General features: G+C 63.4%; 17 protein-coding genes and 1 riboswitch. Of the genes, 5 read left to right on the forward strand and 12 right to left on the reverse strand.

Annotated elements, in window-relative coordinates; genetic code table 11:
* Positions 1–54: 54 nt before the first annotated feature.
* Positions 55–333 (forward strand): DUF6480 family protein, encoded by a 279-nt coding sequence (locus tag HAV21_RS16445; RefSeq protein ID WP_142937577.1) that lies wholly within the window; start codon positions 55–57, stop codon positions 331–333.
* Positions 334–414: 81 nt separating this feature from the next.
* Here the strand turns inward: HAV21_RS16445 and HAV21_RS16450 are convergent, their stop codons facing one another.
* The gene (locus tag HAV21_RS16450) at positions 415–1,485 is read right to left on the reverse strand and encodes an ATP-dependent DNA ligase (protein WP_166842494.1); all 1,071 of its coding nucleotides are present in this window, start codon (positions 1,483–1,485) and stop codon (positions 415–417) included.
* Positions 1,486–1,724: 239 nt separating this feature from the next.
* Positions 1,725–1,873, forward strand: a riboswitch (cyclic di-AMP (ydaO/yuaA leader).
* Positions 1,874–1,875: 2 nt separating this feature from the next.
* Between HAV21_RS16450 and HAV21_RS16455 the strand changes: the two genes are divergently transcribed.
* Positions 1,876–3,228, forward strand: coding sequence for a hypothetical protein (locus tag HAV21_RS16455; RefSeq protein WP_166842495.1), 1,353 nt, complete (start codon positions 1,876–1,878; stop codon positions 3,226–3,228).
* A 165-nt stretch (positions 3,229–3,393) separates the two neighbouring features.
* Here the strand turns inward: HAV21_RS16455 and HAV21_RS16460 are convergent, their stop codons facing one another.
* Positions 3,394–4,608 carry a helix-turn-helix domain-containing protein gene (locus tag HAV21_RS16460; protein ID WP_142937574.1) on the reverse strand — a complete coding sequence of 405 codons (1,215 nt, stop codon included), beginning with the start codon at positions 4,606–4,608 and terminating at the stop codon, positions 3,394–3,396.
* A gap of 209 nt (positions 4,609–4,817) precedes the next feature.
* On the opposite strand from HAV21_RS16460, the gene ald reads away from it, so the two are divergent.
* Positions 4,818–5,936 (forward strand): alanine dehydrogenase, encoded by a 1,119-nt coding sequence (gene ald, locus HAV21_RS16465; RefSeq protein ID WP_142937573.1) that lies wholly within the window; start codon positions 4,818–4,820, stop codon positions 5,934–5,936.
* Here the strand turns inward: ald and HAV21_RS16470 are convergent.
* The 4 genes from HAV21_RS16470 to HAV21_RS16485 form a co-directional block, all read right to left on the reverse strand.
* The gene (locus HAV21_RS16470; RefSeq protein ID WP_166842496.1) at positions 5,926–6,753 is read right to left on the reverse strand and encodes a type IV toxin-antitoxin system AbiEi family antitoxin domain-containing protein; all 828 of its coding nucleotides are present in this window, start codon (positions 6,751–6,753) and stop codon (positions 5,926–5,928) included. The two genes, ald and HAV21_RS16470, sit on opposite strands and share 11 nt — an antisense overlap.
* Positions 6,754–6,881: 128 nt before the next feature.
* Positions 6,882–7,727 carry a hypothetical protein gene (locus HAV21_RS16475; protein WP_166842497.1) on the reverse strand — a complete coding sequence of 282 codons (846 nt, stop codon included), beginning with the start codon at positions 7,725–7,727 and terminating at the stop codon, positions 6,882–6,884.
* Entirely contained in the window at positions 7,724–8,275 is a 552-nt protein-coding gene (locus HAV21_RS16480) for a sigma-70 family RNA polymerase sigma factor (RefSeq protein ID WP_166842498.1), read from the reverse strand. Before HAV21_RS16480 ends, HAV21_RS16475 begins: the two co-directional genes overlap by 4 nt.
* A 92-nt stretch (positions 8,276–8,367) precedes the next feature.
* Complete coding sequence (locus tag HAV21_RS16485) at positions 8,368–9,084, reverse strand: hypothetical protein (protein WP_142937569.1); 717 nt, start codon at positions 9,082–9,084, stop codon at positions 8,368–8,370.
* Between the two features lie 334 nt (positions 9,085–9,418).
* Between HAV21_RS16485 and HAV21_RS16490 the strand changes: the two genes are divergently transcribed.
* A complete protein-coding gene (locus tag HAV21_RS16490) occupies positions 9,419–10,621 on the forward strand; it encodes a WXG100 family type VII secretion target (RefSeq protein WP_166842499.1) in 1,203 nt (400 codons plus the stop codon).
* Between the two features lie 36 nt (positions 10,622–10,657).
* Positions 10,658–11,134, forward strand: a complete 477-nt coding sequence (locus HAV21_RS16495; RefSeq protein WP_142937567.1) for a hypothetical protein — start codon at positions 10,658–10,660, stop codon at positions 11,132–11,134.
* Here the strand turns inward: HAV21_RS16495 and HAV21_RS16500 are convergent.
* From HAV21_RS16500 to HAV21_RS16525, 6 genes are all read right to left on the reverse strand, one after another.
* On the reverse strand, positions 11,118–12,164 hold the full coding sequence (locus HAV21_RS16500; RefSeq protein ID WP_142937566.1) for a Gfo/Idh/MocA family oxidoreductase: 1,047 nt from the start codon (positions 12,162–12,164) through the stop codon (positions 11,118–11,120). The two genes, HAV21_RS16495 and HAV21_RS16500, sit on opposite strands and share 17 nt — an antisense overlap.
* Positions 12,165–12,404: 240 nt before the next feature.
* Complete coding sequence (locus HAV21_RS16505) at positions 12,405–14,132, reverse strand: ABC transporter family substrate-binding protein (protein ID WP_166842500.1); 1,728 nt, start codon at positions 14,130–14,132, stop codon at positions 12,405–12,407.
* A gap of 76 nt (positions 14,133–14,208) precedes the next feature.
* Positions 14,209–16,368, reverse strand: a complete 2,160-nt coding sequence (locus HAV21_RS16510; protein WP_142937564.1) for an ABC transporter ATP-binding protein — start codon at positions 16,366–16,368, stop codon at positions 14,209–14,211.
* On the reverse strand, positions 16,365–17,336 hold the full coding sequence (locus HAV21_RS16515) for an ABC transporter permease (protein WP_142937563.1): 972 nt from the start codon (positions 17,334–17,336) through the stop codon (positions 16,365–16,367). The genes HAV21_RS16510 and HAV21_RS16515 overlap by 4 nt, the downstream gene beginning before the upstream one ends.
* Positions 17,336–18,319, reverse strand: a complete 984-nt coding sequence (locus tag HAV21_RS16520) for an ABC transporter permease (protein ID WP_142937562.1) — start codon at positions 18,317–18,319, stop codon at positions 17,336–17,338. The genes HAV21_RS16515 and HAV21_RS16520 overlap by 1 nt, the downstream gene beginning before the upstream one ends.
* A gap of 331 nt (positions 18,320–18,650) precedes the next feature.
* Positions 18,651–19,256: a TetR/AcrR family transcriptional regulator gene (locus tag HAV21_RS16525; protein WP_223941165.1), complete on the reverse strand. Its 606-nt coding sequence runs from the start codon at positions 19,254–19,256 to the stop codon at positions 18,651–18,653.
* Positions 19,257–19,362: the final 106 nt, after the last annotated feature.

A 19,362-nucleotide genomic window follows, 5' to 3' on the forward strand; every position in this document is an offset into this window, starting at 1 on the left:
GGCTAGGCTGACGGAGCAAGCGCATTAGTAAGTTTGCTTACGAAAGGGCTGATCGTGACTGACAAAGACTCAACTGAAGAGACCCAGGGCTTCGGCACCACCGGCGCCACAGGACCCTTCGCCACAGGATCCTATGACACGACCTCCGATGCCGACAGCATCCACGAAGATCCCGATATGCGCCAGGACGAGGACGAGGATCCCGCAGCCTCCGCCAACCCGGACCCCCTGGACGGCAACGTCACAGGGTTGGAGCCCGGCGGTGGAGTTCCTCCGGGAGAAACCCCGCCGGCCGAAGGCAGCATGAGCAGCGACCAAGGCCACCACGAGTAACTACGCTGCAAGCCTCGCTGTTACGTCGCTAACCCGCTGTTTCGTTGCTGGCCAGCGACGTAACAGCGGGTTGGCAACGCCCTAGGTGTTCGGTAGCTTCAGGATCTCCCCGAGATCGTACTCAGCGGGCTCTTCCAGCTGCGCGTACGTGCAGCTCCCGGGGGTCCTGTCCGGCCGCCACCTGCGGAACTGCGTGGTGTGCCGGAACCTGTCCCCCTCCATGTAGTCGTACTTCACTTCGATCACGAGCTCGGGGCGCAGGGGCACGAAGGAGAAGTCCTTGCCCCCGCTCCAGCGGCTTTGGGCGCCCGGCATGCGTGAACCCCCGGCAGCCTCGTCCTGCCTGGCCCATTCGCCCCACGGGTGTTGGTCGAGTTCAATCTGATACGGCTCAAGCTCAGCCACCAAGGCCTCGCGCTTGGCCATGGGAAACGATGCCACTACTCCCACGTGATGCAGCCGGCCGGTGTCATCGTGCAGGCCAAGCAGCATGGAGCCCACTACTTTCGCGGTCTTGTGCCAGCGGAACCCAGCCACCACGCAATCGGCCGTGCGCTCGTGTTTGGTCTTGAACATCACCCGCTTGTTCGGGAGGTACGCCCCATCCAGTGGTTTGGACAGCACACCATCCAGGCCCGCGCCCTCCAGTTGTACGAACCACTCCTGTGCCCGTTCCAGATCAGTCACCGCAGGAGTCACATACACAGGCGGCTCGGCCTCGGCGAGCGCACGTTCCAAGATGGCCCGGCGCTCGGAGAACGGCTTGTCCATGAGGTTCTGATCGCCTAGCGCGAGGATGTCGAACGCAATCATGGACGCCGGGGTCTTCTCAGCAAGCATACGGACGCGGCTGTCGGCGGGGTGGATCCGCTGCTGGAGCACCTCGAATTCGAGCCGGCCACCCTCGATCAGGACGATTTCGCCGTCAATCACGCATTTGTCCGGCAGGTTCTTCCTGAGGGCATCCACCACCTCGGGGAAGTAGCGGGTCATGGGCTTCTCGTTGCGGCTGCCCAGGACGATCTCGTCGCCGTCCTTGAAGACGATGGTCCGGAAGCCGTCCCATTTGGGCTCATAGTGCCCAACTTCGGGGATGGTCGGAACGGATTTGGCGAGCATGGGCGAGACGGGTGGCATCACAGGCAGGTCCATAGACAATGTCTACCCGCCGGTGCGCGCCGAAGCTAGTGTTGGCCAGGGATATCTTGGTCGAGCGGCCCAGCGAGTGCCGCCCAGCACCGGCCCCGAAGCCTAAGCGCTAGAAGCCTACCGCTTAGGCTGAACTACCGCCCGTTACATTAATGTGACTTTACTTTCCGGCTCATGTACCGTCGTAGGGCGACCCATATCTCCGCTGGGCCGCTTCCGGATTGACGCCGAGCTCTGCCGCAATCCGGGATCCGCCAGACCCGCGGCAGAGACGGGGGACCCAGGTTCCCGGGCTTGTTACCCACAAGCCCTTGGGGTGAAGCCGCCTTGCGCGGCCGGACGGCCTCGTCCGAACCCGACAGCTAACCTCGAAGGCGTTGAGAGGCAACCACCATGTCCCCAACCATGGATCAGCCGCGCCGCGCCCAGACTGAAGGCGAGCGCACCAAGCCAACCGGACGCCGTCGGGCCCAACCCAGCGGATTCCTTGACAACGCGCCGGCAGATTCCGCCGCCGTCAGCGGAACGTCAAGCACGACGCCGGAACCCGCCACGGCGGCCATGCCCGCCGCGGTGAAACCCACCACGCGTGCGGAAATCCGTGCAGCCGAGCGCGAGCGTGCAGCCCGGGCCGTACTCGCGCCCGAGGAATCGGCGGCAGCTCCGAAGTCCACCACACCGGGACCACCTACCGCAGCCATCCCCATCGTTCCGCCGGCCAGCCAGAAACCCGATTCACGGGAATCCAGTAGCCAGGAACCCGCCACCACGGCTATTCCAGTAGTGCAGCCTGCAACGCCGGAACCCGCAACTGCGGCCATTCCCGTAGTCACTGCCCGCGATGAGTCCGCGCGCACGCCGGAACCCACGGAGTCCCCGCGCAAGGACGCTGAGTCCCCGCGCGGCAAGTCTCCGGCTCAGGTGGCCGCAGCCGCTACAGCCTCGGCATCATTGGCTAGCCGCCGGGACGTTCGAAAGCCAGCCGCTGCGCCCACCACCAAGTCCGGTTTTGGCGCCACATCCTCGTTCGGCCGTGAGCCGTTCGGCCGCGAACCACAGGCCGCCCTGCGCAAGGCGGCTTCGGTCAAACACATGAGCCAGCGCATGGCCGTGGTGGCGGGGGCCCTTGGCCTCGTGCTGACAGCCGGCGCTTTGGGGCCGGCCCTCGAACTTCCGTTCTTCGGCCAGGAAACCCCGTCGCAGGAAGCCGGCGGGGGCGAAGGCCGCACCTCGGGTTCGGCATCGCCCGGGCCCAAGGCTTCCTACACCACGGCGTCGTCGCCATCGGCCACCACGCCATCCTCAGCAACAGGGGCAACGGCTTCCTCCGAGGCCGGCCAGCCCGCGACAATCGCGGAGGCACCCGGGGCGGTGTCGCCGTCGTCGACTCCCACCCCACAGGTTTCGCTCGCGGACCCGGTATGGGTCCCGTCAGCGGGCTCGTCCGCAGTCCCGGCAGTTCCTGGCGCCACCAGCCCGGCACCCACCCAGCCGGCCCCCGCGCCGAGCGACGTGCCGCCGTCGGACACCATCACTACACCGCCTGCGCCGACGCCAACGGGCACCCCCACACCGACCCCGACTCCCACAGGAACTGCGACTCCCACACCGACTCCAACGCCGACGGATACTGCAACGCCGACGTCCAAGCCGAAACCGGGCAACCCGACCGCTGCCTCAGCACCGCAGCCCAGTGAATCGGCACTTCAGGACATCCTCGATGCCGCACAGAAGGTATTCGGTTGAGCACCCGCCTGCCGCGTACGTCCACCCATGCGGGGTGGCATAGCCGGTACTGCAGCAGCAGCCGGACTGCCACGTTTCGTCGGCGGATGGGGCGCTGGAGCTGCCAGCGTTTGCGGCGCTCCTAAGGCAACACCGCATACTTCGTACTTACAAGGGGAAGCAGGCTCAGATCCGTGGCCGTACTGCCCAACGCCTGGCCTTCAGGGCCGCATGTAACTCGAGCCGGATCGCGCCACTCAACGGATCAGCACCGATGAGCTGGCGGATCCGGCCGAGCCTGTTGTAGATGCTGCTCCTGTGGAGATGAAGTTTGGCGGCGACGTCCTGAACCGAGCCGTCATTGTCATAGAGCAATTCAAGGACGGGCAGGAGTTCGCCGTTTTTGTCGTGGTCCTCGAGTGCCCTGAAATGCACAGATCCCGTGTCATCCCAACCGCCCGGTGCTACCAAACGATCGAACAGCTGGTACACGCCAACAGTTCGGCTGTCCACGAGCTCACCCAAAGGGAGGTCTACTGCGGCCGCTTGGGCAGCAACCTTCGCTTGCCGGTACGCACCGGACAGCTGCCGGATAACTTGGAATGGTTCGCTGATCCCCAGGATTACCCTGTCCACTTTGCGGCCTGCGCGTTTGGCCAGCTCCAGTTGATAGTGCACCAAAACCTGGGCATGGTCCGCCCGGCCGCCCGACTCGCGGAACAACACAACGGAATGCGTCTCCGTTCCGGCGCTGAACAACGCGGCGTTCACGCCAATGGTGGACTGCAGCGCGGCAGATCGATGCGTCAGGGTAGCTGCAATGGGATCGACGTCGGACCTCGCGCCATCGGGGTCGAGGATAGTCACCAGCTGCCACGGACCGCGGCCCTGGATTTCCTTCCAACCCGCGACGGCGGCCACAGCGTTGGATTCGCCGCCGCAGGCTGAGAGAAACTCCTGTTCACGCCGTCGCCGGAACTCCGATTCAGCCGTGTTGGAATCAAGGAGCAAGCCCGCCAGCAGGTCCAGCTCGTCCCGCACGCCTGGCAGTTCGGCGAGTATCGCCGTCGCGCTCTGTTCTTCAAGGTCAAGCTGCACCCACAAGTACCCCACGCGGAAACCGCGCACCAGCAAGGGGACACAGACGCGGCCCAACATGCCCAGTTCGTCGTTGGCTGGAACCACCACGGGTCGCACCGCCGTGGCAATGCCGTGAGCGAGCTGCCATGCGCTGACGTCGCTGGGTACCCGCTTGCTCAGGAGGAAGTTCACGCGGACGCGGTCGGCGTGGGACTGGTTGGAGCTGTAGGCGAGGAGAACGCCGTCGAGGTCTTCCAGGGAGAGCCCGCGGCCCAGCTTCAAAGCCACCCGTTCAACGATCTGTTCCACGTCCTGCTGCATCGGAAAAGCGTACCAACAGCAGGCGACACTTGACGCTTCAGTGCTCGACAAATGTCGAACTTGCCCGGCTAGGATCCTTGTATCCACAGGGTTTTCCTGTGCGGGCTGTTCCGACTCCATGTCGCCTGCCTCACAGCCGGATTTATTCTGGAATCACAGCCCGCAACACATTTTTCGGCCGAAGAGCCCGCTAACGATGGAGCCCACAGATGATCATCGGTGTCCCCAAAGAAATCAAGAACAACGAGTTCCGCGTAGCCATCACGGCTGCCGGCGTCCACGAGTTCCGCACCCACGGACACTCCGTTCTGGTTGAGCGCGGCGCAGGCCTCGGCTCGGGCATCACCGACGAGGAATACTCGATCGCCGGCGCAGAAATCGTCAACGAAGCCGACGATGTCTGGGCCCGCGCAGACATGGTCATGAAGGTCAAAGAACCCATCGCGGCCGAGTACCACCGCTTCCGCAAGGGCCTCATCCTCTTCACCTACCTCCACCTCGCCGCAGAGCCCGAGCTCACCGCCGAGCTCATCAACTCCGGCGTCACGGCCATCGCCTATGAAACCGTTCAGGAGGGCCGCACGCTTCCGCTCCTCGCCCCGATGTCCGAGGTCGCAGGTCGCCTGTCCGTAGTGGTCGGCGCTTCCTCCCTCATGGCTCCGGCCGGTGGCAAGGGTGTCCTCCTGGGCGGCGTACCGGGTGTGCGCCCGGCCAAGGTTGTTGTCCTCGGCGCCGGCGTTGCGGGAACCAACGCCGCCGCCATGGCGCTGGGCCTCGGTGCTGATGTCACCATCATGGACATCAACATCAACCGGCTGCGCGAACTCGACGCCCTCTACCAGGGCCGCCTGAAGACCGTTGCCTCCAACGCCTACGAGATCGAGAAGTCAGTCATCGACGCAGATCTCGTGATCGGCTCCGTCCTGATCCCCGGCGCCAAGGCACCCAAGCTGGTCACCAACGACCTCGTTGCCCGCATGAAGCCGGGCTCGGTTCTTGTGGACATCGCCGTTGACCAGGGCGGCTGCTTCGAGGACACGCACCCCACCACCCACCAGGAACCGACGTACAAGGTCCACAACTCGATCTTCTACTGCGTTGCCAACATGCCTGGCGCCGTTCCGAACACCTCCACGTACGCACTGACCAACGTCACCCTGCGCTACGCCGTGGCACTGGCCAACCTGGGCGTCAAGGCCGCCTTCGACCGCGATCCCGCGCTCGCCGCCGGCCTCAACATCGCTGCAGGCCACGTGGCACACCACTCCGTTTCCGAGGCACACAACCTGCCGCTGGTGACGGACTGGCACAGCCTGGTCACCGCATAGCGAAGCCTTCGCGGCGACAGAAACACGTCCCTGGCCCGCTGTTCCGTTGCTGCCCAGCAACGGAACAGCGGGCTTCCGACGTTTCAGCGCGAAAAGTTCCGATGGGTGTCTCCACCTCGAGCTGCAGCACAGGCTCCTGGATGCCCAGCTTGTGGAGAAGCAGGCGAGTGCGTGTCTCCCCCACTGACTCGGATCGCTTATCCATTGCGGCGAGAACCTGACGCAGCCGCCGCGCACCCCGCGTGATCCTGCCGCTGTCCAGAAAATGTTGCAGGATTCCCGGATCAGCACCCCGCCTGAGGGCCTGGTCCGCGATAACCACGGCTGCTTCGAACGCCAACGTTCTCGCACAGTCGATCACTGTCCGTTCAAGGCTCGTGACTCTGACCCGGCCTCCCCACGGCGCGGGCACTTCCGTGATTTCTTCCGGGTTCAACGGCCCACCGTGGGCAACCACATCCGCACCCGAACTTGCCTGGGCAGGAGAGAATGGCGTGGTGACATGCACTTGAGGGCCACCTTCCCAGTCAGGGCACCCATGGAGCCGGGCAGCACTCAGGTGGCTATACGTTGCTTGGCCCGATGTGCTGCACGCATGGGCCTGAATACGAAGTATCTCCCGTTCCCAGGGCTTGCGACGACGCCAGTCAACTGTCCGGACATAGGCACCGCGCCTCAGCCTCAGGAGCTTCCCCGAACGCACTCCTGCGGTCAGCGCGCGGTCCCCCAGGCCCGTGGCCGCAAGCTCGGGGGTTGAGGCAACAAGGGTGGACGGCCAATGCTCAGCGAGAAGGGCATCAAGCTTTTGTGATTGCATCTACCCATTTTTGGTGCAGGGGTGGCCGACAACCATCGATGATGCATCCTATGTGGACAACTACGTGCCGAGGCCGCTGTTCCGTTGAGGCCCAACGACGGAACAGCGGGCCGAGAACGGATTTGCGGTTAGGGCCTCGACGGGAGGGACGGAACCAGCTGCGACGGAACCGGCACAGGAACACCCGAGGGGCCAAGCTTGGAGGGATCGATCGTGGAGGGGTCGATCTCCGGCGGGGTCACGGGCAACACCGGCGGCGTGGGGATGACGCCGTTTCCGGGCTCCTGGTGCGACGGCGCGTTGGGGGTACGTTGCGATGGTTCGCCCCCGGGCTGCGGCTGGGGTTCGGGAGCAACAGGACTGACGGGTGCCGCCGGAGCAGGCTGGGGTTGGACAGTGGCAGGACCTTGCTGCGGCACGTCCGGAGCAGGCACCTGCTGCTCGGGGGTGGTGCCAGCGGGCGCATCGGGTTGGGGAGCGCTGCCCGAACCCGGGTTCAGTTGTGACACCACCGAACCGATTGCTGCTCCAAGATGCTGGAAAGCGCCCGGCAGGCCGCCCTCCGATGCGACGGCAGCGGTAGCCCCGCCTGCCAAGGACACGGCAACGGCAAGGCCCGCGATGGCGGCGCGGCGCTTCTTACGACGACGTGCAGCGAGTTCGTCCACAGGAGCGGACCCGGGCTGGGGCTCCGGCGCAACGGTGGCGAGTACCGCCGTGGGTGCACCCGACGACGCGGACGGTCCCTCCGCCGTCGAGGGCTGTTCGGTGACAGCGAGCCGTTCTGTGGCGGCTGGGCTGCTGACCATGAGCGCGCGGACTGCGTCGGACGGCAAAGGGGCAGTGCCAGCCAGTGAACGGAGCTCCAGAAGTTCCGTGCGGAGGGCTGCGTCGCCGGAGAGGCCGGAGTCGGCCAGCAAATGGTCGATGGCCTGCTGGTCGCGGCTTCCGCGAGGCGTGAATTGTTCGCTCATGATGTGCCGTTCCTTAGTAGTGCACGCTTCTTCAGTGCACCCAATGCCCTGCGCTGCAGTTGTTTGACGGATCCCTGGGACTTGCCCATGATGGCCGCCGTGTCTTCCACCGAAACATCTGCGACGACCCGAAGTGCCAGGACCTCCCGATAATCGTCGGGAAGATCATCCAAAATCTCGGTGACTCCCAGGCCGGCGACTCGTCCAAAAGCCTGGTCTTCCGCCGAAGGCACCCGCCTGGCGTCCAAGTCCGCCTCATAGGGCGTCGAATCGGGCGTTCGTTCCCGCTTGCGGTAGTGGTCAACCATCCGCGCGTGCGCGATGGTGAACAGCAACGTCTTGGCACCCTGAAGCCCTCCACTGAGCGAATCCAGCTTGGGATACAGGGCCAGAAATACGTCCTGCGTCACGGCTTCGGGGTCGTCCACGCCGCGTGCCCTGAGATAGCCAAAAACCGGTCCGGCGAAGTTGTTGTAGGCAGCCGTGAAGAGCAGGGCGGGATCATCCTGATCCGCCTGCACGTATTCATCAGCCAAAGGGTCTAGCACCCGTGGATGCCTCCGTCCCACACCACACTACGTAGCGGGGCTCCTTGTCCTAAGCCAAGGAGCCCCGCCCTTAAACCGTAACCGCTGCTTGCTTAGCGGACAGAATCGAGGGGTGCGCCCGGAACAGCCGGGACCTCGGAGGGAAGCTGAGTGGGCAGCTCAGGAGTCGCGGGAACGGCAGGAACAGCCGGCGCGGCGGGAACGCCCGGCACTGCGGGGACAGCCGGTACGGCAGGGGTTGCAGGCAGTTCGGACGTAACGGCCGCGTCGACGTCGGCCTCAGCCTTTGCCGAACCGTCAGCCTTCAGGCCGGCGGCCTTACCGGCTTCCACCACGGACTCGCAATGCGCCTCCACCTTGGCTTCGCCGCCGGCAGCGATGGTCAAGGACTCGAAGCCCGGAACCTTCGTGTCGGACTCCAGGCCGCCGTTGAGGAAAGCGGTGCAGAGGCCGAAAGCCTCCGGAGAGGTGGCATCTTCTGCCGCAGCTTTGGCATCGGACACTGCGTCGGCAGCCTTGGCCTGGCCGGCTTCGGCGGCCTCGGTTGCCGTTGCCTTCGCGGTCTCGACGGCGTCAGTGGCCTGAGACTTGGCGGTTTCGGTAGCGTCGGCTGCTGCAGCTTCGGCTGCTGCGACGGTCTTCCCGGCCACCGGGGCCGGTGCTCCAACGAGGTCGTGGGCGGACTGCTGAATATCAGTGGGAAGTGCGCCATTGAACGCAGCGACGCCGGTTCCACCGGCAGCTACAGCTCCGGCAGCCAGGACGCCCGCGGCGACTTTGCTGGTGGCAAGGACAGTGAACAAGGACATGAAACCCTCCGACAAACGATTTTGGGATTGCCCCGGCCGCGGTTGGGTCGCGACCGGATGATCAGCGTGCGGACGTGGCCCGCACACCCCTTACATCGCTCGCGACGCCGGTGAGGTTACGCCTTGTCCGAAATTCTTTTTCAAGAGCTCGGATACTGCTTCTTGGCCGTGCTGCTACTTATCCACATAACGCTCCTTTTCCACACTGGCTAGATGTCCCCATGGCCGGGCACGTTGGGGCCAACTATGCTCAAGAAACCGCCCGGCACCTTTGGACGCCCGGCGATTGACATGGCACTACGTTCAGGGGATACGTGATGGGGCTGAGAATCTGATGGGGCAGGGACTGGTAGGCGCGGATGTCGGGGATCTCCGGCGTTTGTCCGCTGTCATGGACGCCGAGGCTGAGAAGATCACAAGTCTTCAACAGCAGCTCACAGCCATGATCCAGGCAGGTTCGTACTGGCAGGGAAATGACGCCGACCAGTTCCGGAGCAGGTGGCAGAGCGATCTCCGCGGACGGTTGGGAGCAGCAGCCACATGTCTGCGGACCAACGCCCGCGCCCTAAAACTCAACGCAGACCAGCAGGAACAAGCCTCCACGGGCGGTCCCGGGGGATCCAAGGGAGGACCCTCAGCAGGGACGGGGAGGACAGCACCCGGGCCGCTGGAGTTCACTTTTGATCCCACTACCTACGGCCCGGTCACGGTGGAAGGCAGCGGCTCCTTCGACAGTAAAGCGTCGGGCGAAACGCACGGTTCCATAGGTCCGGCCGGCATCGACGTTGGCGGCTCCGGCGAGGCTTCCACCGGAGGTGAGATGACCTGGAAGGCAGGCTCTGAGTTCGGTCCGGTCAAGACGACAGTTACCAACGAAACGTTTGTGGGCGCGCGCGCCGAAGGCGAGTACGGGGCCAGTGTGCCGTTCGGGTTCGGACTGCCGAACGCCCACGCCAACGGCGAAGCATTCGCAGGCGCAGAGAACGTGACCACCGTACGATCCGATTTCTTTGACGGCTGGGTGACCGACACCTCCACCACGCGAATGATGACAGGAGTGGAGGCCAGCGCACACGCCAATGCCAGCAGCCCGTTCCTGTTTTCCGCGGGTGGGGAAGGCTTTGCCGGTCAAAAGGTCACCATAGATAACAAGACCGAGTTCGCCGGCGGCTTGTTCTCCGTGGGTCAGGGCGGAGAATTGCGGGCCGGAGCCTGGGCAAGCGCCGGCGAAGGCGAGGTCAGCGTCAAGGGCCGCGAGACCACCGGGACAGCCTTCAGCGCAGGTGCCGGAGCGGAACTGACTGGAAGCCGGTATGTAGAAGTTTTGGGCCAAACCGTAACTCTCAACGCAACGGTCGCCGCCGGAGCGGGCGAGGGTCACTTCTTCACGGCATCCGTTGACGAGGACGGGCTCACTCTGGGCGCGGGCGCCAAGCTCACCGCGGAACTGGGCCTGGGTGCGGGTGGCCAGATCACCCTCAGCCCCAAGGGGTTGGTGGATTCCGTCACCGGATTCGTCGATTTCCTGAACAACTGACATTCCTCACTCCAGTCCACTGCCGGAAAGGCTCCCATGTCGCAGCAGGTATTCCCGTCCACAGCTTTCCCCGCCTACCCCACCATCAAACTCAGCCCGCCAGCCGGGTGGACCCATCAGGTGGTCCCCGACGCCGTGGGCGCCTTGATGGCTCCTGCATCCGAAGGCCGCTACACGCCAAACGTGGTCATCTCCGTGTCCCGTCGATTGCCTGGCTACCAGCTGCAGGACATCGCTGCGTCCGTTGACTCGTTCTTGGACGCTTTGCCGGACGCCGTCCTGCTGGGCACAGAACCGGTAGTGATCAACGGAAGGGACTGGTACGTACGCGAGGCACGTTATACACACCCGCAAGCGGGCTCACTGACCCAGTTCACCGCCGTGACGGTGGTCCATCAGGACGCCGCTTCGGATATCGTCCAGCTGACTGGCAGCTGCCAGCCCAGTGAAGGCGAGGACCTGAAGGCCATCTATTCGTTGGTCGCCAGCGCTGACATTACGCCAGCGTCCTAGCCTGCTCGATCAGCTTCAGCACCTCAACCGAGTCCGCCGGATCCACAGGTAACGGAAGCGCGGATGCTGAGCCGCCGTCGTCGAGCTTTTCGGCGAGGATCCGGTAAAACTCAGGGTATGCACCGCGCTCCGTGGGGATAGCGGTGCGCTGCCCGTCTCCCTCCAGCGTGCCGTGGTTTTGGGGAGCTTCGACGCCGTACTCCGCATCCGTCGGCAGCCCGCCACCCAGCAGGTACGGCTCCTGCGGATCGGTGCCGAACTTTACGTAGCCGCCCTCTGTGCCGAGGATGCGAAAGCGTGGGCCATGGAGATGGCTGTTGAGGTTGAGGGTGACATGGCTGATCACCCCTGACTCGTGCCGGAGAGCCAGGAACACGTCGTCGTCGGCGCTTTCCTGAGGACGACGCGCCGTGATCTCTGCGAAGGTGACAGTGGCCGGTCCCAGGAATCGAAGAGCGAGATCGAGCACGTGCGTGCCGAGGTCAAACAGGACACCGCCACCGTCTTCGGCCGTGGCGCTGGCCTTCCAAGCCTTGGCGATTTCCGGTGCCCAGCGCTCCATGCCCACCTCGAACCGGGTCACGGTTCCCAGCGTCCCGGCGTCGAGCAGTTTCTTCACGGTGAGCGAGTCACCATCCCATCGCCGGTTTTGGTAGACGGTGAGGACACGGCCCAGTTTCCCAGCCAGTCGGATCAGTTCCTCACCCTCGGCGCTGCGCACCGTGAACGGTTTATCAACGACGACGTCGAGCCCGGCTTCCAGCGCAGCTTTCGCGAGTGGGAAATGGGTGGCGGGCGGAGTGCCCAGGACCACCAGGTCCAGTTGGTCCGCGAGAGCCAGGATGTCCTGTGGGGAACTGACGATGCGCGTTTCCGGGTACCGCTCTTTCGCTTTGGCCTGCCTTCCGGCGTCCGAGGTTGAAATAACTGCGAGCTCATAAGCAGGGTTGCTCGCGATGAAGGGCGCATGGAAGACGCTGCCCGAAAGGCCAAAACCTGCAACGGCGGTACGTATCGGCTGGGAAGTCATGTGCCTAGGCTACCGATCCTCTCTCACGTAATAGCCCTTTTACGCCAACCCTCTATCACCGGGTGAGAGAGGGTCCGGCTAAAGCCCGAGGGAAGTGAGAGAGGGTCCGGCTATAGCACGAGGGAAGGGAGAGAGGGTGGGCATGGCGAAGGCCGGGGACCTCCCCGAACCCGATTCAGGTTGAGGGAAGTTCCCGGCCTTCAGGAAACTACAGCTGGTCAAACTACAGCTGCGGGGAGCCTACTTCTTAGCGCCCTTTTCCCAGCCGAGAGTGGTCCAGTCCGGAACGTTGGAGAGGCTCTTGAACAGGGACGGGCCGTAGTTGGCCAGACCCGTGCGCACAAACTGGATCTCCGGGCCGTTCATGACCGTTCCCATGGAGAAGTACTTCTCCATGTGCTTCTTCTCTACCTCCATGGCGGCCTTGTTGCGCTCTTTGTCATCGGAGATGGTTGCAAGTCGCTTGATTTCAGCGTCGAGCTCAGCGTCGCCCAGGCCGTTTTCGTTGGTGGCGGAGTCGTAGTACTGCTTCACGGCGTCGGTGGCGTCCGGACCTACGGTGTAACCGGAGATGGTCACATCGAACTCGCGGCTACCAATCACCTTGCCGAAGTCAGCGTCACCGCGCTGGTCGATGGCAACATCCATGCCTGCAGCCTGAAGCTGCTTCTGCAGGGTCTGCGAGGTGGCAGCCGTGGTGGGGTCATCACCGAAGTTGGTGATCTTGAAGGAGACAGGAGTGCCGTCCTTGGCCATGATGCCCTTGTCGTTGGCCGTGTAGCCAGCGTCGGTCAGGACCTTCTTGGCAGCTTCCGCGCCGGTGTCCTTCACGGGGTAGTTGTCCTGGTAGTACTCGGAGAACGGCATGAGCATCATGGATCCCGAGCTTTCTTCGGACCAGTTCAGGCCGTTGAAGCGCACATCGCGGATAGCTTTGCGGTCTACGGCTGTGAAGATCGCCTTACGGACTGCGACGTCGGTCAGTGCCGGCCGCTTGGCGTTCAGGTTCAGTCCACCAGCAAACAGGCGCTGACCGCGGCGGACCTCGGAGTTGGTGGTGCCTTCGAGCTGCTTGTAGCGGCCCAGTGTGCGGCCGTTGGCCGCATCGATTTCACCGTTCTTGAAAGCGGCAATGGTTGCGCTGGGTTCCATCTGACGCCAGATGACCTTTTCCAGAACCGGCTTCTGGCCCCACCATTTGTCGTTGGGAACCATGGTGACGGTCTTGGCCGTGGTGTCGTAGTTCTCCACCTTGAACGGTCCTGCCATCCATTCGGGATGCATGTTGCCGGCAAATCCGGTGTTGAAGATTTCCGGGGTGTTGATGGCCGGGTGGATCAGGCCGAAGAACAGGCCTTCCAGCGGGAAGACGGGCTGGGTGGTGGTGACAATGACTTCTTTGTCGTTGGCCCCTGCTTTGACGGAGTCCACAAAAGCGTAAGCACCGGCGCTCACGATGTCGATGGACTTGTCCTCACCGCGGAGCATCTTCCAGGTGTTCTCAAAGGTCTTGACGTCGATGGGGGTTCCATCGTTCCACGTCGCTTTGTCGTTGATCTTGATGGTGACGGTCTGCTTGCCGTCCTTGACTTCGCTCTTGACCTCTTCGCAGAAGTCCTTGTTGGGCTCTGCCTTGCCGTCGAAGTCCAGCTTCCAGCAACCGCCGATGCCACCGCTGTTGATGGACGCGGTGTTGATAGGCGTCATCAGCGCGGAGTTGTCGGCACTGTTGCCCACATTGGAGAACCCGTTGAAGTCGGGACCAATGCTGCCTACAGCCAAGGTGACGGTGCCACCCTGCTCCAGGTCTTTGGCTTCCTTGGCGTTGACGCTGATCAGCTTGCTGATGTCGCCGCCGCTCTCTTCGGCCTTCTGCGAGGCCGGACCCGACGGCGTTCCCCCGCCGCAAGCGGTCAGCATGAGCGTTGCTGCGAGCGCTACGCCACCGATCGTCGTGTATTTCTTCATGGTTTGCCCTTCATGTTTACGACTGAAATATCTTGTGCGAATTGAGACCAGGGATTCTTCAATGCTTCATATGTCGTCAGGCATGCACCACCAGCATGTCGGCATCTATCTCTCCGTCCGGGAAGAAGCAGGCGAAGTCCTGTGTGCCTTCCTTTTCCGAAGCCAGTGGCGGCTCCAGAGTAAGGCACTTTTCCTGCTTTGCGGCAGGGAGGGCGGCAAACACGGGACACCGGGTGGCGAAGTTGCATCCCTTGGGAGCATCAAGCGGGCTGGGAAGGTCACCCTGCAGGATGATGCGTTCGCGGGTGCGTTCCAGGGAAGGGTCCGGCACCGGGATCGCGGACAGCAGTGCCCGGGTGTAGGGGTGGCGCGGGTTGTCGAAGACGTCGTCCACGTCTCCGGTTTCCACAATCTTGCCGAGGTACATCACGGCCACACGGTCTGAAATGTGCCGGACCACCGAGAGGTCATGCGCCACCATCAGGTAGCTCAGGCCCAGCTCTGCCCGGAGCTTGTCCAACAGGTTGATCACGCCGGCCTGGACGGAGACGTCCAAGGCAGAAACCGGTTCGTCCAGGACCACGAGCTTGGGGTTGACCGCCAGTGCCCGGGCAATGCCGATGCGCTGGCGCTGGCCTCCGGAGAACTGGTTGGGGAAGCGGTTCACATGGTCAGGTTGCAGGCCCACCAGCTTCATGAGTTCCATGATGCGTTTCTTGATGGCGGCCTTGGGCATGCCCAGGTTTTCCAGCGGTTCGGCCAGGACCTCGTACACCGTGAAGCGCGGATCCAGGGCGCCCGTGGGGTCTTGGAAGACCATCTGCATTTCTTTGCGCATGGCCATGGTGGTCTTGTGGTTGGTTGCTGCCTTGTTGCTGACGCCGCCGATCACCACTTCGCCCACCTGGTCAGGGTGGAACTCCATGATTTCCAGGAGCGTGGTGGTCTTGCCGCAGCCGGACTCCCCCACAATGGAGACGCACTCGCCTTCGCGGATGTCGAAGCTCAGGCCGTCCACGGCCTTGACCGTGCCGATCCGTCGCTTGATCAAGGCACCTTTGAGCAGCGGGAAGTGCTTCTTCACGTCCTTGAGTTCCAGGACCTTGGTACGCTCGCCGCGCGCCACGCCGTCGAACTTTGAGATGGGCTTGGGCGGTGCGTGGAAGATCTTGTGCGCGTCCGCGTCGCCGGAGAGTTCATTGGACTTGATGCACGCAGCCTTGTGCCCCAGCGTCTGGCCTTCCGTGCCCGGCACCGGGAACAGCTCCGGCTCACCGTGCAGGCAGGCGTCGCTGACCAAGGGGCAGCGGGCGGCGAATGAGCACCCGGTCACTGGCAATGCGAGGTTGGGCGGCGTTCCTTCGATAGGAACCAGCGACTGCTTGGTGGCGGTGTCCACGCGCGGGACGGCACCCAGCAAGCCGAGCGTGTACGGCATCCGGGGGTTGTAGTAGATGTCCTCCACAGTTCCGGTTTCCACGGGCTTGCCGGCATACATGACCATGATGTCGTCGGCCATGCCGGCTACGACGCCGAGGTCGTGCGTGATCATGACGACGGCGGCGCCGGTCTCCTCCTGCGCGGTGTGAAGGACTTCCAGCACCTGCGCCTGGATGGTGACGTCCAACGCCGTCGTGGGTTCATCCGCTATAAGTACGCGAGGATCGTTGGCGATGGCGATGGCGATCATGACGCGCTGGCGCATGCCGCCGGAAAATTCGTGCGGGAATGCTTTGAGCCGGTCCTTGGGGCTTGGGATGCCCACCATCCGCAAAAGGTCGACGGCGCGGGCTTCTTTGGCCTGCTTGCTCATGGTGGGGTTGTGGACCGTCAGTGCCTCGATGATCTGGTTACCCACCGTGTAAACGGGAGTGAGCGAGGACAGCGGGTCCTGGAAGACCATGGCGATGTCGCTGCCACGGTGCTTGCACATGGCTTTGTCGCTGAGGCCCAGGAGTTCCTTGCCCTTGTAGCGGACGGAGCCGGTGATGTCAGCGGTTTCAGGGAGCAGCCCCATGATGGCCATGGACGTGACTGACTTGCCGGAACCGGACTCGCCCACAATGCCCAGGGTCTTGCCGGGCATGAGGTCGAAATCCACGCCGCGGACTGCGTGGACTACGCCATTCTCAGAGTTGAACCGGACGTTCAGGTCGCGGACGCTGAGGACGGCGTCACCGGGGGCGTAGAGTCCGGCGTCGCGGAGGCGTTCGGCGGGAGTGATGTTGGTGCTCATTTGGTGGTCTTCTTCGCAGTCTGGGGCTTGGCCTGCTTCGCCCGGCCAATTGAACTGGAGCTGGGATCGAAGGCGTCACGGAGTCCGTCGTTCATCATGGCCAGCGAGCCTGTCAGCAGGAACATGACGGTCAGCGGAACCCAGAACATCCACGGGAAGGAGGACACCTGCCCCGTGGCTTGCCCGATCAGGACACCGAGGCTGACATCAGGGAGTTTGATGCCGATCCCGATGAAGGAGAACGCGACTTCGGCCAGGATGGCGCCGGTGATGCCACGGGTGAAGTCGAGGACCAGCAGCGAGCCGATGTTGGGGACAAGGTGGCGCCACACGATGCGTCGGGAGGGGACACCCATGTATTTGGCGGCTTTGACGTAATCGCGCTGCATGAGGGACATGGACAGCGAGCGCACCAGGCGGGCGGTTCCCATCCAGCTGAAAAACAGGAGCACGACCACCAGCAGGAGCCAGCTGGGCAGGTCCTTCAGCCCACCGCTGCCGCTGGTTGCCACTGCCACCACCAGAATGGCGGGCATCATGATGAGCGCTTCGAGGATGAACAGCATGGTGGCGTCCACCTTGCCGCCGAAGAACGCCATGGTGCAGCCGTACACGGCGGAGATCAGGACGGATAAGCCGCCCACGATCAGACCGATGAGAATGGACGTCCGGGTGCCATCGACAATGAGCGCCATGAGGTCTATACCGGCCTGCGTGGTGCCGAGCAAGTGGTCCGGCGACGGCGGCATGCCAATGTTCAACGGATCAATGGTGTCCTTGTCCCATGAGGTGAGGAACCCGCCAAAGATCGAGAAAAGGAACAACGCGAGGAAAATGAACAAGCCGGCGACGGCGGTCCGGTTCCGCATGAAGCGGCGGAAGATGATTCGGGACTTGCCAATGACGACGTCCTGGTCGCCAACCCGGGATTCGTCGATTTCCGCAATGGGATCAATGATGTTTGTCATTACTGGACCCTCACTCGTGGATCGACCAGTGTGGTGGCGAAGTCAGCAAGGATGGCGCCGATCGCGAAGATCACTGACCCGTAGGCCAAGGTGGCCGTGGCCACGTTGACGTCCTGCAGGCTGATGGCCTGGATGCTCCAGAGGCCGATTCCTGGCCAGGCGAAGATGGCCTCGGCGAAGAAGCCGCCGGTGAAGATTGCGGGGATGGTGAACGCGATGCTCTGGGCAACCGGGATGAAGGACACGCGCAGCGCGTGCTTCCTGATGGCCTGGTTGCGGGTGAGTCCTTTGGCCCGGGCGGTGCGGACAAAGTCGGCATTGACGTTGTCCAACAGGTACTGCCGCTGGGCGATCTGGTAGCCAGCCCAACCAAAGACGGTCATCGCGAAGGTGGGCACGGCATAGTGGGCCACCATGTCAACGAAAGCGGGCCAACCGGGGTCGATTCCCGGCGTCGAAATTCCTGTCACGAAGAAGATGCGCTCCCCGACGGCCTCGTTGATGCCGATGGCCCCGAGCTGCACCAGGAAGTAGGCGATGGGCGCGGGGAGGATGTGGACAAGGTAGCTGTAGGACGTGATGACGCGATCCTGGAACTTGTACTGGCGTGCGGCGGAATAGACACCGAGGGCGACGCCGATCACCAAGGTCAGGATGATCGAGGCGATGAACAGCCGGGTGGAGACCAACACGCGGTCGGCGAACTCGGCGTTGACGAACGCGCCGTTGGGGCTGCGGCCCCAGTCCCAGCGGGTGACAATGCCCCAGAGCCATTGAATGTACCGTTCCCACGGGTTCAACTCCGGATCAAGACCGAGTCCCCTGAAGGACGCCGCTACCTGTTCGGGGGTTGGCCGCGGGATCTTCTCCTGCTCCAGAACTGCGGGCTTCAGGGACGAGACCGCCAGGAAGTACCCTGCACTCGTGGTCAGGAAGATCATGATCAGGTAGATTCCCGACCGCTTCATCAGATATTTCAGCATGTCGGGTAGCTGCCCCGAATCGTGGCAAAACTCAAAGCTCGTCCTTCCGCGGTTCCCGGCTGTGGCCGGCGTCAGCTGCGAAGTGGCGCAGCGGGTGGTTGGGTCCCCACGCCCCTTCAGTGATCACCAGCCCTGTATGGCATGCGTCACATTCAAGAGGAAACTACCACAATAACTGCTTCACGTTTTGCTTCACGGTGTCCAGTTTCGCGGCTGCAGCCAGATTGTTATGTGCAGGTTGCGTCATGTTTAGGACCCCAGCGATACTTATGGGCTCACCGAGGAGCGGGCAGGAGTGCCCCCACGGGCATATTCGCCGGCCCTTGGCTGTTTAGGCCGCGCGCAGGAGCCGCGTGATCAGCTCACGCCAGGAATCCGCAAGCCGGGTGGGTGAAATGCCCCGGACGCGGACGTCGTCCACGATTCGCTCAGGGTCCAGAGCGTACGTCAGGGACATCGCCATCACCCAAGGATCCGCGATTCCCGCCTCCCGCAGCAGGACCTCCATATGTCGATGCGAAAGTTTGGTCGCGGGAACATCGAACCTGTTGCGGGTTGCAGCCCCGGCGGCCTTCAGGAGTTCACCGTTTTCCAAGACGAAATAGATCCGCCCCTCGCCGAACGCCACCAAACGATCCTTCGGTGACGCCCCGGGACCCAGAGGGGGTGGGCCGAACATGAAACCAGCCTGGAATTCAGACTCCGAGTCACTCAGCAGCGTCATCATCAGCCCAGCGCGGCTGCCAAACCGGCGGAACACAGTCCCCTTGCCCACCTTGGCCTTGCAAGCGAGCGCATCCATGGTCAGCGCTTCGGCACCAAACTCGGCCACCAGATCCCGGGCAGCGTTGAGGAGGCGCTCGCGATTTCTCGCTGCGTCGCTGCGCTCGTGGGGCGCACCTAGGGGCACGTCCGGCCTCATGGGGATCGAGCTCACAGAAATATTCTAGACCCCGGGAATAGAAAGCGGACCATGGTCCGTTTAGTATCGATGAAGGCCACAAAGCCCACACAACGCAGGTCGGACCCGCAAGGCACCGGCC

Source organism: Paenarthrobacter sp. MSM-2-10-13 (genome assembly GCF_011605365.1).
Taxonomy (GTDB): domain Bacteria; phylum Actinomycetota; class Actinomycetes; order Actinomycetales; family Micrococcaceae; genus Arthrobacter.

What these genes read in the sequence shown, in the direction of transcription:
- HAV21_RS16490 (WP_166842499.1), top strand. Translation starts at nt 9,419, where the DNA reads ATGGGGCAGGGACTGGTAGGCGCGGATGTCGGGGATCTCCGGCGTTTG.
- HAV21_RS16515 (WP_142937563.1), bottom strand. Translation starts at nt 17,336, where the DNA reads ATGACAAACATCATTGATCCCATTGCGGAAATCGACGAATCCCGGGTT.
- HAV21_RS16520 (WP_142937562.1), bottom strand. Translation starts at nt 18,319, where the DNA reads ATGCTGAAATATCTGATGAAGCGGTCGGGAATCTACCTGATCATGATC.
- HAV21_RS16460 (WP_142937574.1), bottom strand. Translation starts at nt 4,608, where the DNA reads ATGCAGCAGGACGTGGAACAGATCGTTGAACGGGTGGCTTTGAAGCTG.
- HAV21_RS16485 (WP_142937569.1), bottom strand. Translation starts at nt 9,084, where the DNA reads ATGTCCTTGTTCACTGTCCTTGCCACCAGCAAAGTCGCCGCGGGCGTC.
- HAV21_RS16450 (WP_166842494.1), bottom strand. Translation starts at nt 1,485, where the DNA reads ATGGACCTGCCTGTGATGCCACCCGTCTCGCCCATGCTCGCCAAATCC.
- HAV21_RS16500 (WP_142937566.1), bottom strand. Translation starts at nt 12,164, where the DNA reads ATGACTTCCCAGCCGATACGTACCGCCGTTGCAGGTTTTGGCCTTTCG.
- HAV21_RS16495 (WP_142937567.1), top strand. Translation starts at nt 10,658, where the DNA reads ATGTCGCAGCAGGTATTCCCGTCCACAGCTTTCCCCGCCTACCCCACC.
- HAV21_RS16475 (WP_166842497.1), bottom strand. Translation starts at nt 7,727, where the DNA reads ATGAGCGAACAATTCACGCCTCGCGGAAGCCGCGACCAGCAGGCCATC.
- HAV21_RS16470 (WP_166842496.1), bottom strand. Translation starts at nt 6,753, where the DNA reads ATGCAATCACAAAAGCTTGATGCCCTTCTCGCTGAGCATTGGCCGTCC.
- HAV21_RS16455 (WP_166842495.1), top strand. Translation starts at nt 1,876, where the DNA reads ATGTCCCCAACCATGGATCAGCCGCGCCGCGCCCAGACTGAAGGCGAG.
- HAV21_RS16505 (WP_166842500.1), bottom strand. Translation starts at nt 14,132, where the DNA reads ATGAAGAAATACACGACGATCGGTGGCGTAGCGCTCGCAGCAACGCTC.
- ald (WP_142937573.1), top strand. Translation starts at nt 4,818, where the DNA reads ATGATCATCGGTGTCCCCAAAGAAATCAAGAACAACGAGTTCCGCGTA.
- HAV21_RS16510 (WP_142937564.1), bottom strand. Translation starts at nt 16,368, where the DNA reads ATGAGCACCAACATCACTCCCGCCGAACGCCTCCGCGACGCCGGACTC.